The 14,056-nt window shown below is 67.6% G+C and carries 12 protein-coding genes; all 12 read left to right on the top strand.

Annotation, left to right across the window (positions count from 1 at the left end; translation table 11 throughout):
• Window positions 1-77: 77 nt before the first annotated feature.
• On the top strand, window positions 78-1,136 hold the full coding sequence (locus tag ACSYS9_RS19700) for a pilus assembly protein PilM (RefSeq protein WP_010484061.1): 1,059 nt from the start codon (window positions 78-80) through the stop codon (window positions 1,134-1,136).
• A complete protein-coding gene (locus tag ACSYS9_RS19695; protein WP_049422632.1) occupies window positions 1,136-2,032 on the top strand; it encodes a PilN domain-containing protein in 897 nt (298 codons plus the stop codon). Before ACSYS9_RS19700 ends, ACSYS9_RS19695 begins: the two co-directional genes overlap by 1 nt.
• The gene (locus ACSYS9_RS19690) at window positions 2,029-2,685 is read left to right on the top strand and encodes a type 4a pilus biogenesis protein PilO (RefSeq protein ID WP_049400744.1); all 657 of its coding nucleotides are present in this window, start codon (window positions 2,029-2,031) and stop codon (window positions 2,683-2,685) included. The genes ACSYS9_RS19695 and ACSYS9_RS19690 overlap by 4 nt, the downstream gene beginning before the upstream one ends.
• 26 nt (window positions 2,686-2,711) lie before the next feature.
• Window positions 2,712-3,218, top strand: coding sequence for a pilus assembly protein PilP (locus ACSYS9_RS19685; protein ID WP_010484064.1), 507 nt, complete (start codon window positions 2,712-2,714; stop codon window positions 3,216-3,218).
• 21 nt (window positions 3,219-3,239) lie between these two features.
• Entirely contained in the window at window positions 3,240-5,213 is a 1,974-nt protein-coding gene (locus ACSYS9_RS19680; protein WP_071229170.1) for a type IV pilus secretin PilQ, read from the top strand.
• 196 nt (window positions 5,214-5,409) lie between these two features.
• Window positions 5,410-6,435, top strand: coding sequence for an AAA family ATPase (locus ACSYS9_RS19675; RefSeq protein WP_071229169.1), 1,026 nt, complete (start codon window positions 5,410-5,412; stop codon window positions 6,433-6,435).
• Window positions 6,436-6,443: 8 nt separating this feature from the next.
• Window positions 6,444-7,373 carry a DUF58 domain-containing protein gene (locus tag ACSYS9_RS19670; protein WP_049422629.1) on the top strand — a complete coding sequence of 310 codons (930 nt, stop codon included), beginning with the start codon at window positions 6,444-6,446 and terminating at the stop codon, window positions 7,371-7,373.
• The gene (locus ACSYS9_RS19665; protein ID WP_071229168.1) at window positions 7,370-7,819 is read left to right on the top strand and encodes a DUF4381 family protein; all 450 of its coding nucleotides are present in this window, start codon (window positions 7,370-7,372) and stop codon (window positions 7,817-7,819) included. The genes ACSYS9_RS19670 and ACSYS9_RS19665 overlap by 4 nt, the downstream gene beginning before the upstream one ends.
• The gene (locus ACSYS9_RS19660) at window positions 7,816-8,820 is read left to right on the top strand and encodes a vWA domain-containing protein (RefSeq protein ID WP_032127855.1); all 1,005 of its coding nucleotides are present in this window, start codon (window positions 7,816-7,818) and stop codon (window positions 8,818-8,820) included. The genes ACSYS9_RS19665 and ACSYS9_RS19660 overlap by 4 nt, the downstream gene beginning before the upstream one ends.
• Window positions 8,817-10,655: a VWA domain-containing protein gene (locus ACSYS9_RS19655; protein WP_071229167.1), complete on the top strand. Its 1,839-nt coding sequence runs from the start codon at window positions 8,817-8,819 to the stop codon at window positions 10,653-10,655. The genes ACSYS9_RS19660 and ACSYS9_RS19655 overlap by 4 nt, the downstream gene beginning before the upstream one ends.
• Window positions 10,652-12,355: a BatD family protein gene (locus ACSYS9_RS19650; RefSeq protein WP_071229166.1), complete on the top strand. Its 1,704-nt coding sequence runs from the start codon at window positions 10,652-10,654 to the stop codon at window positions 12,353-12,355. Before ACSYS9_RS19655 ends, ACSYS9_RS19650 begins: the two co-directional genes overlap by 4 nt.
• A 57-nt stretch (window positions 12,356-12,412) precedes the next feature.
• Complete coding sequence (locus ACSYS9_RS19645) at window positions 12,413-13,732, top strand: dicarboxylate/amino acid:cation symporter (RefSeq protein ID WP_071229165.1); 1,320 nt, start codon at window positions 12,413-12,415, stop codon at window positions 13,730-13,732.
• Window positions 13,733-14,056 lie beyond the last annotated feature (324 nt).

Genomic DNA, 14,056 nt, shown 5'->3' with positions numbered 1-14,056 from the left:
TGCCATTTGCTAAGAATACGTTATTAATGCTCGGGCGCAGGTCTTGCGTCCAAGTGCCCGTCGGCAGGGGAGAAACCGTGGGGCTCATCCCAAAAAGTCAGTCGCCGCTTGTAGGCGTCGACATCAGTTCGACTGCGGTAAAGCTTTTGCAGCTGTCCCGCAGTGGCAATCGTTTTCGTGTGGAACATTACGCTGTGGAACCTCTTCCGCCGAATGCGGTGGTGGAGAAGAACATCGTGGAAGTGGAGGCCGTGGGTGAGGCCATCCGCCGCGCGATGAACCGCTCGGGGAGCAAGGCCAAGCTGGCCGCTGCCGCCGTCGCTGGGTCGGCGGTGATCACCAAGGTGATCCCGATGCCGGCCGAGCTCGACGAGAACGACATGGAAGCCCAGATCGAGCTGGAAGCGGTCAACTACATTCCGTACCCGATCGAGGAAGTGAACCTGGACTTCGAGGTGATCGGGGCGATCCCGAACAACCCGGAGATGGTCCAGGTGCTGCTGGCCGCGTCGCGTTCGGAGAACGTGGAACTGCGCCAGTCGGCGCTGGAGCTGGGTGGCCTGCAGGCCAAGGTGATGGACGTGGAGGCCTTCGCGGTCGAGAACGCCTATGCCCTGGTCGCCAGCGAGCTGCCGGTATCCATCGAGGGTGTGGTCGCGCTGGTCGACATCGGTGCCACCATGACCACCCTCAATGTCCTGCGCGGCGGCCGCAGCCTGTACAGCCGCGAACAGGTGTTCGGTGGCAAGCAGCTGACCGACGAGATCATGCGCCGCTACGGCCTGAGCTACGAGGAAGCCGGACTGGCCAAGCGCCAGGGCGGGCTGCCGGAAAGCTACGAGATGGAAGTGCTGGAGCCGTTCAAGGAAGCCACGGTCCAGCAGATCAGCCGCCTGCTGCAGTTCTTCTACGCAGGCAGCGAGTTCAACCGCGTTGATCACATCGTGCTGGCCGGTGGCTGCGCCGTGCTGGGCGGTCTGCCGGAAATGGTCGAGGAGCAGCTGGGCGTGCCGACCGTGGTCGCCAACCCGCTGGCGCAGATGACCCTGGGGCCGAAGGTGAACGCGCATGCGCTGGCCCAGGATGCCCCCGCGCTGATGATCGCAACCGGTCTGGCGCTGAGGAGCTTCGACTGATGGCACGCATCAATCTATTGCCCTGGCGCGCCGAGCGGCGCAAGCAACGCCAGCGCGAGTTCTACGCAATGCTGGGCATGGCCGCGATCGGTGGCCTGCTGCTGTCGCTGGTGATCTGGTTCTACTACGACCGCCAGGTGAGCGGCCAGATGGACCGCAACGCCTATCTGGAAGCCGAGATCGAGAAGGTCAAGGAACAGAACAAGGAGATCGACCGCCTCGACGCGCAGAAGGAACGCCTGCTGGCCCGCAAGAAGGTGATCGAGGAACTGCAGGCCAAGCGCTCGCAGATGGTGCACCTGTTCGATGCGCTGGTGCGCACGATTCCCGATGGCCTGGTGCTGACCGCGCTGAAGCAGGAAGGCGACGTGCTGACCCTGGAAGGCCGTACCCAGTCCAATGCCCGTGTTTCGGCCTACATGCGCAACCTGGAGACCTCCGGTTGGATGACCAACCCGGAACTGTCGATCATCGAAGCGCGTGATCCCGAGAAGGACAAGGACGGCAAGGTGGGCCCGCTGGCCGACATCAAGGCGCTGCCCTATGTGTTCGTGGTCAAGGTGAAGCTGCCGGCTCAGAGTGAGGAAGTGGCCGGTACGCCAGGCCTCAACGCCGATGGTTCGGTGGCAACGCCGGCTCCGCCCGCAGTGGCACCGCTTGCAGCCGGCCCGGATGCAGCGGCACCTGCTGCACCGGCCGCAGGCCAGCCCGCTGCTGCACCGGCTGCACCCGCACCCGCCGCCGCGCCGGTCAACGCACCTGCTGCCACCCCGGCCCCGGCTACGCCGAACCAGCCGGCAGCCCCGGCTGCAAAGCCTGCGCCGAAGCCCGAGGGCAGCCGCCTGGCGCAGCCGCCGCAGGCCTTCAACGCCCCGCTGCAGGGGGATCGCGCATGAGCCAGAAAATCGATCTGAAGAACCTGGATTTCAATGACATCGGCAACTGGCCGCAGAAGGCCAAGATCGTCTTCTGCTCGCTGTTGGCGCTGGTGATCATGTTCGTGGCGTGGATGCTGCTGATCAGTGGCAAGCGCGAGGAACTGGCCGGCCTGGAATCGAAGGAAGTCGAGTTGCGTTCGGAGTTCACCAAGCAGCAGGAGCGTGCGGTGAACCTGGCGCCGCTGAAGCAGCAGCTGGCACAGATGGAACAGGTGCTGCAGCAGATGCTGCGGCAGCTGCCCAGCAAGACCGAAATGCCGGACCTGATCATCGACATCTCGCAGACCGCGCTGTCCAGCGGCCTGACCAACGAGCTGTTCGAGCCGGAACAGGAGCAGGTCAAGGAGTTCTACGCCGAGAAGCCGATCAAGCTGCGCATGGTGGGCAGTTACCACCAGTTCGGTGCCTTCGTCAGTGGCGTGGCGTCGCTGCCGCGCGTGGTCATCCTGACCATGCACGACATCAACCTCAAGCCCAAGGACAAGACCAGCGGCAACGCCCGCAGCGGTGCGCTGGAGCTGTCCGGCACGGTCAAGACCTATCGCTATCTGGATGAGACCGAAGTGCAGGCACAGCAGGCGGCTGACGCCGGCAAGGAGGAGAAGAAGTGATCCGTTCCCTCTTTGCGCGTTGTGGGATGGCTGCCGTCGTGCTGATGCTGGCCGCGTGCGGCCGCGATGTGACTAGCACGCCGGGTGATGCACCGAATCTTGAAAAGTGGGTGGAAGGCGAGCGTGCGCGACCGGCGCAGCCGCTGGAGCCGCTGCCGGTGATGCAGCAGTTCGAAACCTTCGAATACTCCGCACAGGGTCTGCGCGACCCCTTCACCGATGCCTGGACCAATCCGCAGCAGGGGAATGGCGGATTGCGTCCGGATCCGAACCGGCGCAAGGAGCCGCTGGAAGGCTTCCCGCTGGACGCACTGGACATGGTCGGCACCATCGGCACCGGAGCCGCCACCGTGGCGCTGGTGATGGGGCCGGACAAGGTGACCTACCGGGTACGCCCGGGCGGCTACCTGGGGCAGAGCGACGGGCGGGTCACGGCGGTCTTCGAAGACCACGTGGAGCTGATCGAACTGGTGCCGGATGGCGCGGGTGGCTGGCTGGAACGGCCGGCAACGCTCTCGCTTGAAGATCAATGATCGTTTACTGGGGATAGCACGATGACCTTTCACCAAGCCAAGGGGCTGCGTCCCATCCGGCGCTTTACCTTGAACCGTGTCAGCGCGTTGGGAGTCGCGCTGATGCTGGCCTGCGCTCCGGCGCTGGCCGCCGCACCGGCGGAAAAGCCGGTGGGCGCCACCGTGGCACCGGCGGCAGCGCCGGCCGGCCTGTCGGTGGCCAAGATCGATTTCAAGCGCGGCGATGATGGCGCCGGGCGCCTGATCGTCCAGTTCGACGGCCAGGGCGCGGTTCCGGACCTGCGTACGCAGGGCAACAGCGTGGTGGTCGATGTCGGTAACGCCCGACTGCCGGCCAACCTGCAGAAGCCGATGAACGTGACCGACTTCGCCACGCCGGTGCAGCGCATCGACGCCAAGCCGTCCGGTGCCGGTACCCAGCTGGTGCTGAGCACCGGCGGTGCGGTCGAATCACTGGCCTACCAGAGCGGCAACGAATACGTGGTCGAGATCAGCCCGCGGCAGGCGCCGGCCGCTGTCGGTGCAGTCACCGCCGGCAGCGTCACCCAGGCTGCCAAGGCTGTTGGTCAGCGCGGTTTCACCGGCAAGCCGGTGACCTTCAACTTCCAGGACGTGCCGGTGCGCACCGTGCTGCAGTTGATCGCCGAGGAATCCAATCTCAACGTGGTGGCCTCCGATTCGGTACAGGGCAATGTGACCCTGCGCCTGGTCAACGTGCCGTGGGACCAGGCGCTGGACATCGTGCTGCGTGCCAAGGGCCTGGACAAGCGTCGCGATGGCAGCGTGATCTGGGTCGCTCCGCAGGCTGAGCTGGCCAAGTTCGAGCAGGAGAAGGAAGACGCGCGCATCGCCATCGAGAACCGCGAAGACCTGGTCACCGATTACGTCCAGATCAACTACCACAGCGCCACGCAGATCTTCAAAGCGCTGACCGAGGCCAAGGGCATCGGTGGCGGCAGTGGTGGCGGCAATGGCGGTGGTGGCGGCTCGTCGCAGGAGGAGAGTGGCTTCCTGTCCGGGCGTGGCCGCATCGTCGCCGACGAGCGCACCAACACGCTGATGATCAGCGACATTCCGAAGAAGATCGCGCGCATGCGCGAGCTGATCAGCGTGATCGACCGCCCGGTCGACCAGGTGCTGATCGAAAGCCGCATCGTCATCGCGACCGACACCTTCGCCCGCGAGCTGGGTGCGAAGTTCGGCATCAGCGGCAGCCGCGACAACGTGTACTTCAGCGGCAGCCTCGCTGCCAACGAGGAAACCCGCAAGTCGCAGGTCGATACCGCACTGGCCAACGCCAAGGCGGTCCGTGAGTGGCAGGCCGGTGGCAGCGTCGGCCCGGCGCCGGTTCCCAGCGGCCCGACCATCAAGCGTGGCCTGAACTGGAACCTGCCGGTGGCTACGGCCAGCAATCCGGGTTCGCTGGCGCTGTCGATCCTCAACGCAGGCTACCTGCTGGACGTGGAGCTGTCGGCCATGCAGGAAGAGTCGCGGGGTGAGGTGATCTCCAACCCGCGCGTGGTCACCACCAACCAGCGCGAGGCGATGATCAAGCAGGGTAAGGAAATCGGCTACGTCACCATCAGTGGCACCGGTGCTGCCGGTGGCGCCGGTTCCACCCCGAACGTGCAGTTCAAGGAAGTGGTGCTGGAACTGCGGGTGACCCCGACCATCACCAACGACAACCGCGTGTTCCTCAACATGCAGGTGAAGAAGGACGAAGTTGACCGCCTGATCGAACTGCAGGGCTACGGCACGGTACCGTCGATCAACCGCCGTGAGGTCAACACCGCGGTGCTGGTCGAGGATGGGCAGACCGTGGTCATCGGTGGTGTGTACGAGTTCACCGACCGCAGCAGCATCAGCAAGGTGCCGTTCCTGGGCGACGTGCCGTTCCTGGGCAACCTGTTCAAGAAGCGCGGCCGCAACAAGGACAAGGCCGAGCTGCTGGTGTTCGTGACCCCGAAGGTGCTGCGCGTGGCCAAGCAGAACTGAGCCCGCGCCTCTGCGAAACGCAGAAGGGCCGCCCTGCGCGGCCCTTCTGCGTTTCCGCCCGTAGATCTACGCCGCCCATGTCCAGTGGATCCACGCCATGCGTGGATGGGCCGTTCAGCCGTTCTTGATGCCATTCGCAGGGCACCCTGCGATGATGTCGGGAACCCGTGCCGTCCCGCGCCGGTCAAAGGCCACCATGAACCTGCCACCGCCGATGCCCGAAACCGTCTCGCCGCCGTCCGCGCCGGCCACCTCCCGCCTGCATGCCGCTTTCAGCCAGCTGCGCGACGCATTGTCGGCCGAGATCGTCGGCCAGGCCGCGCTGGTCGAACGCCTGCTGATCGCGCTGCTGGCCGATGGCCACCTGCTGGTGGAAGGCGCTCCGGGCCTGGCCAAGACCACGGCGATCCGCGCGCTGGCCTCGCGCCTGGAGGCCGACTTCGCCCGCGTGCAGTTCACCCCGGACCTGCTGCCGGCCGACCTGACCGGCACCGAGATCTGGCGCCCGCAGGAAGGCCGCTTCGAATTCGTACCCGGCCCGATCTTCCATCCGATCCTGCTGGCCGATGAAATCAACCGCGCGCCAGCCAAGGTGCAGTCGGCACTGCTGGAAGCGATGGGCGAGCGCCAGGTCACCGTGGGCCGCCACACCTACGCGCTGCCGCCGCTGTTCCTGGTGATGGCCACGCAGAACCCGATCGAGCAGGAAGGCACCTTCCCGCTGCCGGAAGCGCAGTTGGACCGTTTCCTGATGCATGTGCGCATCGGCTACCCGGACCAGGCCGCCGAATCGGAGATCCTGCGCCTGGCCCGCGAGCGAGCCCGTGGTGCGTTGGGCGAAGCCGCACAAGCGCCGGACAAGCTGCCGATGCAGGATGTGTTCGATGCCCGCCGCGAAGTGCTGGACCTGCACATGGCGCCGGCGCTGGAACGCTACCTGATCGAGCTGGTGCTGGCCTCGCGTGATCCGTCGCGCTATGACGCCGGCCTTGGCCGCCGCATTGCCTGGGGCGCCAGCCCGCGCGGTTCCATCGCGCTGGAACGCTGTGCACGCGCGCGCGCCTGGCTGGCCGGCCGCGACTTCGTCACCCCCGATGACGTGCGAGCGGTTGCTGCCGACGTGCTGCGCCATCGCGTGCTGCCCAGCTACGAAGCCACCGCTGAAGGCTGGGATGGCGAACGCCTGGTGCAGGAGCTGCTGGCCCGGGTGCCGGCACCCTGAGCCTGCGCATGACCGATCCATCCCTGCACCACGCCTCCTCCGTCAGTGACGGTGACGGGCTGCGCCCGCAACTGTCCGAACTGGTGGCGCTGCGCCGCCTTGCACAGCGACCGCCGCCGCCACGCCGTGGCCGTGCCGGCAACGCCGGGCAGGCGCCGTCGCCGCTGCGCGGGCGTGGCATGGAATATGCCGAGTCACGCGAGTACGTGGCCGGTGATGATGCACGGCATATCGACTGGCGGGTGACCGCGCGTACCGGACGTGCCCACACCAAGCTGTTCCAGGCCGAACGCGAGCGGGTCAGCCTGATCGTGGCCGATACCTCGCCGGCCCTGTACTTCGGCACCCGCGTGCGCTTCAAATCGGTGCAGGCTGCACGCGCGGGCGCCGTCGCCGCGTGGTCGGCGCAGCGTCGCGGCGATCGCATCGGCGCCCTGCGTGGCAGCGACCGTGAACCACCGATTGCACCGGCAGGCGGCCCGCGCGGCGTATTGCGCGTGCTGGACGCGCTCACCCGCTGGTATGCGCAGCCCCCGGCCGATGACCTTGGCCTGGAACGTGCGCTGGACCATGCCGGTCGCGTCCTGCGCCCGGGTGCACGTGTGCTGGTGCTGGCCGATCCGCAGCAGGCCATCCGTATTCCGCCGGCGCGCTGGAGTGCGCTGGCCCAGCACCACGACCTCAGCCTGGTGCTGCTGGTGGATCCATTGGAACTGCAGCCTCCGTCAGCCGCGCTGCAGTTCCAGACCCTGCAGCAGCGCATCGGCCTCGACCTGCGCCGCAGCGAGGTCCAGGCCCATTGGCAGGCGCATTTCGTCGAACCGCTGCAGGACCTGCGGCGCCAGCTGGGAGCGCGCCGCGTCGATGTGCAGGTGCTGTCCACCGACGCGCCCAGTGATGCCTGGCTGGCGCCATCCCCGACCGAGGTGCCGGCATGAGCGCGAACCTGCCGCTGCGCGATGTGCAGGTGCCACCCGCCCCATCATGGTGGCCGCCGGCACCGGGCTATCTGATGATCGGCGGCGTGGTGCTGCTGTTGCTGGTGGTGGCGGCCTTCTTCTGGTGGCAACGTCGCCGTCGCCGCCAACGCTGGTTGCAGCTGTTCGATCAGGAGCTGGCATCTACCGCCGATGCTGCTGCGGAACTGGCAGCCATCGCCGGACTGCTGCGTCGCGCCGCACGCCAGGCGCAGCCCGGCAGTGAATCCCTGCGCGATGACGCCTGGTGGCAGCGCGTGGATCCGAAAGGCACGCTGCCCGCGGCACGTCGCAGTCTGCTGGCGGAAGGCGCCTATCGCCCACGGGTGGACGCCAACGATGTGGCGGCGCTGCGCAGCTGGGCGCGCGAGCGCTACCTGGGCATGCTGCTGGAGCGGCGCCGATGAACCTGCTGGCAAGTTACTGGCCATGGCCGGACCTGCAGCTGGCGTGGCCGCTGGCCCTGCTGGCGCTGCCGTTGCCGTTGCTGATGCGCTGGTGGAAGCGTCGTGCCGATCCCGGCGCTGCGCTGCGGGTGCCCTATGCGGCGACGGAACTGCAAGCGCTGTCCGGTGGCGGCCGCGTTGATGTGTCGTGGCTGCGCACGCTGCTGTTGTGGCTGGGTTGGTGCGCGCTGTGCGTCGCACTGGCTCGCCCGCAACAGCTGGGTGAAGCGATCACGCCGCCGCAGGAGGGCCGGCAGATGATGCTGGCGATGGACGTGTCCGGCAGCATGGGCGAGGGCGACATGGTGCTGGGCGGGCAGGCGGTGGATCGCCTGACCGCGGCCAAGGCCGTGCTGGCCGATTTCCTTGATCGTCGTGCCGGTGATCGCATCGGCCTGCTGATCTTCGGCGACCGCGCCTACACGTTGACGCCACTTACGGCCGATCTGGCCAGCGTGCGCGACCAGCTGCGCGACAGCGTGGTCGGCCTGGCCGGGCGCGAGACCGCCATCGGTGATGCCATCGGCCTGGCGGTGAAGCGCCTGCGCAGCCAGCCTGAAGGCCAGCGCGTGCTGATTCTGCTGACCGACGGCGTCAGCAATGCCGGCGTGCTGGAACCGCTGCGTGCCGCCGAAGTCGCGCGTGCCGAGGGCGTGCGTATCCACACCGTCGCCTTTGGCGGTGATGGCAGCATGCGCCTGTTCGGTATCCCCATTTCCGCCGACCAGGATCCGGTCGACGAGGCTACCTTGAAGAAGATCGCGAGCATGACCGGCGGCCAGTTCTTCCGCGCCCGCGACACTGCACAGCTGGCCGGCATCTATGCCGAACTGGATCGGCTCGAGCCGATCGCTGCGAAGGGACCAAGCCTGCGACCGCGCGAGGAACGCTATGCATGGGCGCTGGGCCTGGCCTTGCTGCTGGGCGCATTGGCCTGGCTGTGGCCGGAGCGTCGCCGATGATCGCGCTTGCTTCGAATCTTCCCGACTGGAACGCGCTGCACTTCCTGCGTCCGGAATGGCTGTGGGCGTTGCTGGCGCTGCCGTTGATCATCGCTGTGGCGTTGTATCGGCAGCGGCGCAGCGACGTGTGGCGAACAGCGGTGGATGCCCACCTGTTGCCGCATCTGCTGGCTGCGGGCACGCGCCGCCGTGCACGCCTGCCCTGGGCCGTGCTGCTGGGCTGGACCCTGGCAGCGCTGACCATGGCCGGGCCGAGTTGGCGGCAGCAGGCACAACCGATGTTCCAGGCCAGCGCACCGCTGCTGGTCGTGCTGGATCTGTCCAGCCGGATCAATGCCACCGATCTGCCGCCGTCGCGCCTGCTGCAGGCTCGGGCGAAAGTGGGCGAGCTGCTGCGTGCCCGCCAGGGGGGCCAGGTGGGCCTGGTGGTCTATGCCGAGGATGCCTACACCGTGGCACCGCTGACCGATGACGGCAGCAACGTCGCGCTGTATCTGGACGCGCTGTCGCCGGATGTGATGCCGCGCGACGGACAACGCGCCGACCGTGGCATCGACTGGGCGACGCGGTTGATGCGCCAGATCGGGGCATTGCGGGGGCAGATCCTGCTGGTCAGCGATCAGGCGGATGATGAAGCGGCACTGGCCGCAGCGCAGGCACGCAGCCTCGGCATGCAGGTGTCGGTACTGGGGCTGGGCACATCTGCCGGTGCGGCGTACCGGGATGGCACTGGGCAGATCCGCCAGGCCGCGCTGGATGAAGGCAGCCTGCGTGCGGTGGCGACCGCAGGCGGAGGCCGCTATGCCCGCATCGCCACCGATGACAGTGATCTGCGTGCGCTGGGCGTACTTGATGCACGCGAGGGTACTGCGGCGCAGCGGCCCGGCGAGGGCAAGCAATGGCGTGATGAAGGGTTCTGGCTGCTGCCACCGGTGATGCTGCTGGCGCTGCTCGCTTTCCGTCGCCGCGCGCTGCTGGCGGCGGTGCTGGCGGTGGGCCTGCTGCCATGGATGAGTGATGTGCAGGCGCAGGCGCCTGCGGTGCCGGCTGCACCGCCGGCGCAGGGCACGCTGTGGAAGCGCGCCGACCAGATGCAGCACCAGCGTCTGGCCGAAGGTGCGCAGGCTTACCGCAACGGTGATTTCGCCAGTGCTCGCAAGCAGTTCGAGGGCATCGACAGCGATGCGGGCTGGTACAACCTGGCCAATACGCTGGCCCGCCAGGGCCACTACGACGAAGCCATTGCCGCCTACGACCGCGCGCTGGCACTGCATCCCGGCATGGCCGATGCGGTCGCCAACCGTGCCGTGGTCGATGCCGCGCGCAAGCGCAAGCCGTCGGGTGGCAAAGGCCAGGATCAGCAGAAGCCACCGCAGAACGGACAGCAGAAGCAGCAGAACGATTCACAGGGCCAGCAGAATCCGCAGGGCCAGCAGCCGCAGCAGGGCCAGCAGAATCCCGGTCAGGGACAGCCGCAGTCGGGTCAGCAGGGCCAGCCCAATCCCGGTGACGACAAGAACCAGTCGAGCCCGCAGCCCGGCGAGCGCGGCCGCGATGGACAGCAGGCGCCGCCACAGGTGGAGGATGCCAAGGCGCAGGCCCAGGCTGATGAGCAGCAGCGCCAGCGCATGCAGCAGGCCATGCAGCAGGCACGTGAGGGCAAAGGCGATCAGGATGGCATGCCCGTTCCAGGCAGCGACGGCACCACCCCACGCCAACGCGAGGAGCAGCAGGCGGTGGAGGCGTGGATGCGGCGCGTGCCGGATGATCCGGGCGCATTGCTGCGGGCCAAGTTCCAGCTGGAAAACGAACGCAGGAAGAGGGAAGGGCGATGACGCGGGCGATCAACATGCACGGGCACTGGCCCCGACAGGTACTGGCGGCGCTGCTGCTGTGGCTGCCGCTGCTGGCCTGGGCGCAGCCGCGTGCGTGGCTGGACCGCGACCGCATCGCGATGGGCGACACGGTCACGCTCAACGTCGAGAGCGACCAGGGCGCCCCTGACTTCACACCGTTGCGCACCGACTTCGACCTCAGCGGGCAGACCAGCAGCCGCCAGGTAGCGTGGAGCAACGGCAGCATGCAGCAGCGCAATCTGTATGGCGTGGCACTCACGCCACGGCGTAGCGGTGCACTGGTGGTGCCGGGCCTGCAGGTGGGCAGCGTACGTACCGCACCGTTGACCCTGCAGGTGGATGCCGCTGCCGTGGCCGGTCCCGACAGCAATGCGGTGGCGTTCATCGAAACCGCTGTCGATGACGAGACACCGTATGTGCAGCAGAGCGTAGGCGTGGTGGTGCGGTTGTATTTCGCTTCGCAGCTGGCCTCCGGCGAACTGGTGCTGGATACACCGGCCGGCGCGTCGTTGCAGCGGGTGGGCGATGACCGCACCGATGTGCGACAGGTCAACGGCCGCCGCTACAACGTGGTCGAGCGCCGCTTCCTGCTGATCCCCGAGCGCAGCGGTGCACTTCGGCTGGCCGGTGCGCGCTTCAGCGGGCGCAGTGCCGGTGGCTTCTTCGACGATTTCTTCGGCGGCGGCGACGGGCGCATGAATGCCACTGGCGCCGATCGCACGTTGCAGGTGCAGGCGCAACCGGCACAGGCGCCGCAGCCATGGCTGCCGCTGCAGGGCCTGCAGTTGCGCTACACCAGTGCACCGACCAGCGCCCGTACCGGCGAGGCGGCCAACGTGGTGGTGGAGGCGATTGCCGAAGGCGCCACCCGCGCGCAGTTCACCGATCTGCCGGTGCCCGACGTCGGCAACGCCGCGCAGGTGTTCGCCGAACCTGCGCAGTACGAAGAGACCTTCAATGGCAGTACGCCGCGGCTGAAGATCACCCGCCGCTATTCGATCGTGCCGCGCCAGCCAGGTTCGCTGGTGGTGCCGGGGCCGCGCCTGCCGTGGTGGGACGTGCGCAATGGCAAGGCACAGGAAGCGAAGCTGCCGGACCTGACGCTGGCCGTGGTGGCCGGTAACGGGGGAGGCAGTGCGTCACCTGCACCGCTGCCGCCGATCGACACCGATGCGGTGCTGCCGGGTGGCGATGGCCAGGACAGCCGTATCGCGGCGACCGATCCGCGCGCCAGTGGTTTGTCCGAGCGGCCATGGCCGTGGATGGGCGCCGCCATCGGCCTGGCGTTGCTGTGGCTGCTGACGCTGTTGTGGGGCTGGCAGCGAGGCCGTCGCCCGCGCGTGGCGGCCAAGGGCGCTGTGCCGGCTGTGGCGACTGGACGTGCCGGCGTGGCCGAACTGCGCCGCGCGCTGGATGGTGAAGGGTTTGATCAGGTGGAAGCGCAGCTGTGTGCGATGGCCGGTGTCGAACGTATCGAGCAGGTCATCGACCGCCTGGCTGACCCCGGACAGCGACAGGTGCTGCAGGACCTGCAGCAGGCCCGATGGGGCGGGCAGGGCGACCTGGCCTCGCTGCGCGCGCGTCTGCGCGAGCTCTTCCGTGACGGACCGCACTGGTCGGCGGCTACCGGCGCCGCTGACACTGGCCTGGCGCCGCTGTATCCAACGCGGCGAACCTGAACCGGCGCCGCTTGCGCGCTTTGTTAGAGTGCATTCATTTTTCGAGGAAACCCGCGCATGACAGCAGCTGCTGCCGACAAGAAGAAGTTGCCCCTGCATTGGAAGATGGGCATCGGCTTTGCGATCGGCCTGATCCTGGGACTGATCGTGCACGCCCTGGGCGGCAGCGTCGATGGTCTGCAGGCCGGTGCCAAGTGGGTAATGGACTACATCACCACCCCGGCGTCGGGCCTGTTCCTCAACCTGATCTTCATGCTGATCGTGCCGCTGATCTTCTCGGCGCTGATCATGGGTGTGTCGGAGATGGGCGACATCCGCGCCCTAGGCCGCATCGGCTGGAAGACCCTGGCCTATACCGTGCTGCTGTCCGGCATTGCCGTGGGCATCGGGCTGGTGCTGGTGAACCTGCTCAAGCCGGGTGTCGGTGTCGACCCGCAGGTCGCTGCGATGATGCTGTCGGAGAACGCCGAGCGCAGCAAGGAGATTGTCGCGGGCATCCACGGCACGCCGAAGGGCATGGACATGCTGCTGTCGATCGTGCCGAGCAACGTGCTGCAGGCCGCGTCCGACAACGGCGCGATCCTGTCGCTGATGTTCTTCGCGCTGATGTTCGGCATCGGCATGGTGCTGACCGACGATGAGAAGGTCGCGCCGCTGCGCCGCGCCATTGAAGGCGTGTTCGAAATCTCGATGACCCTGATCAACCTGGTCATCCGCCTGGCCCCGTATGCGGTGGCCTGCTTCATGTTCAACCTGGCCGCGCTGTTCGGCTTCGAGCTGATCATCCGCCTCGGTGCCTACGTGGGCGTGGTGGTGTTGGCACTCGGCCTGCACATGGTGGTGAGTTACGGTACGGCCGTATGGCTGTCCGGTCGTTCGCCGCTGTCGTTCTTCCGCGATACCCAGGAAGCGACGGTGATGGCGTTCTCCACCGCCTCCAGCAACGCCACCCTGCCGACCGCGCTGCGCGTGGCCGACCAGATGGGCCTGCCGCAGCGCGTGTCGCGCTTCGTGCTGACCGTGGGCGCCACCGCCAACCAGAACGGCACCGCGCTGTTCGAGGGCGTGACGGTGATCTTCCTGGCCCAGTTCTTCGGGGTGGACCTGAGCATCGGCCAGCAGATCATGGTGATGGCGGTCTGCATCCTCGGTGGCATCGGCACGGCCGGCGTGCCGTCAGGCTCGCTGCCGGTGGTGGCGATGATCTGCGCGATGGTGGGCGTGAACCCGCTGGGCATCGGCCTGATCCTGGGCGTGAACCACTTCCTGGACATGTGCCGTACCGCGCTGAACGTGACCGGCGACCTGGCCCTTACCACCCTGGTGGCCAAGGGTGAGTCGCACGATGGCCCGGCGCTGGGCCCGCAGCAGGACTGAGTCCGGATTCCCGTCCCCGGACTCCGGGGACGGGTAGTGCCGGTCGCTGGCCGGGTACGCGTCATCGCATGCGCGCTGCCGCTCCCACGTTTCGCGATGCGAATCGCGGGCCCCCCTTACCGGCCTCCACACCCCGGCGCCTATGGTGCAGCCCCCGGACTCCGGGGGCGGGTAGTGCCGGCCGCTGGCCGGGTACGCGTCATCGCATGCGCGCTGCCGCTCCCACGTTTCGCGATGCGAATCGTGGGCCCCCCCTTACCGGCTTCCACACCCCCGCGCCTATGGCGCAGCCCCCGAACTCCGGGGGCGGGTAGTGCCGGCCGC

Origin of the sequence: Stenotrophomonas sp. STK17_22 (assembly GCF_051983905.1) — a bacterium.
GTDB classification, from domain to species: domain Bacteria; phylum Pseudomonadota; class Gammaproteobacteria; order Xanthomonadales; family Xanthomonadaceae; genus Stenotrophomonas; species Stenotrophomonas maltophilia_A.
The sequence above is the reverse complement of the archived record's forward strand: the minus strand, read 5'-3'. Positions and strand labels throughout refer to the sequence as shown.

Bases quoted from the DNA above. Each gene is read 5' to 3' on its own strand.
- ACSYS9_RS19670 (WP_049422629.1), top strand. From the start codon at position 6,444: ATGACCGATCCATCCCTGCACCACGCCTCCTCCGTCAGTGACGGTGAC.
- ACSYS9_RS19650 (WP_071229166.1), top strand. From the start codon at position 10,652: ATGACGCGGGCGATCAACATGCACGGGCACTGGCCCCGACAGGTACTG.
- ACSYS9_RS19695 (WP_049422632.1), top strand. From the start codon at position 1,136: ATGGCACGCATCAATCTATTGCCCTGGCGCGCCGAGCGGCGCAAGCAA.
- ACSYS9_RS19690 (WP_049400744.1), top strand. From the start codon at position 2,029: ATGAGCCAGAAAATCGATCTGAAGAACCTGGATTTCAATGACATCGGC.
- ACSYS9_RS19655 (WP_071229167.1), top strand. From the start codon at position 8,817: ATGATCGCGCTTGCTTCGAATCTTCCCGACTGGAACGCGCTGCACTTC.
- ACSYS9_RS19680 (WP_071229170.1), top strand. From the start codon at position 3,240: ATGACCTTTCACCAAGCCAAGGGGCTGCGTCCCATCCGGCGCTTTACC.
- ACSYS9_RS19675 (WP_071229169.1), top strand. From the start codon at position 5,410: ATGAACCTGCCACCGCCGATGCCCGAAACCGTCTCGCCGCCGTCCGCG.
- ACSYS9_RS19685 (WP_010484064.1), top strand. From the start codon at position 2,712: ATGGCTGCCGTCGTGCTGATGCTGGCCGCGTGCGGCCGCGATGTGACT.
- ACSYS9_RS19665 (WP_071229168.1), top strand. From the start codon at position 7,370: ATGAGCGCGAACCTGCCGCTGCGCGATGTGCAGGTGCCACCCGCCCCA.
- ACSYS9_RS19645 (WP_071229165.1), top strand. From the start codon at position 12,413: ATGACAGCAGCTGCTGCCGACAAGAAGAAGTTGCCCCTGCATTGGAAG.
- ACSYS9_RS19660 (WP_032127855.1), top strand. From the start codon at position 7,816: ATGAACCTGCTGGCAAGTTACTGGCCATGGCCGGACCTGCAGCTGGCG.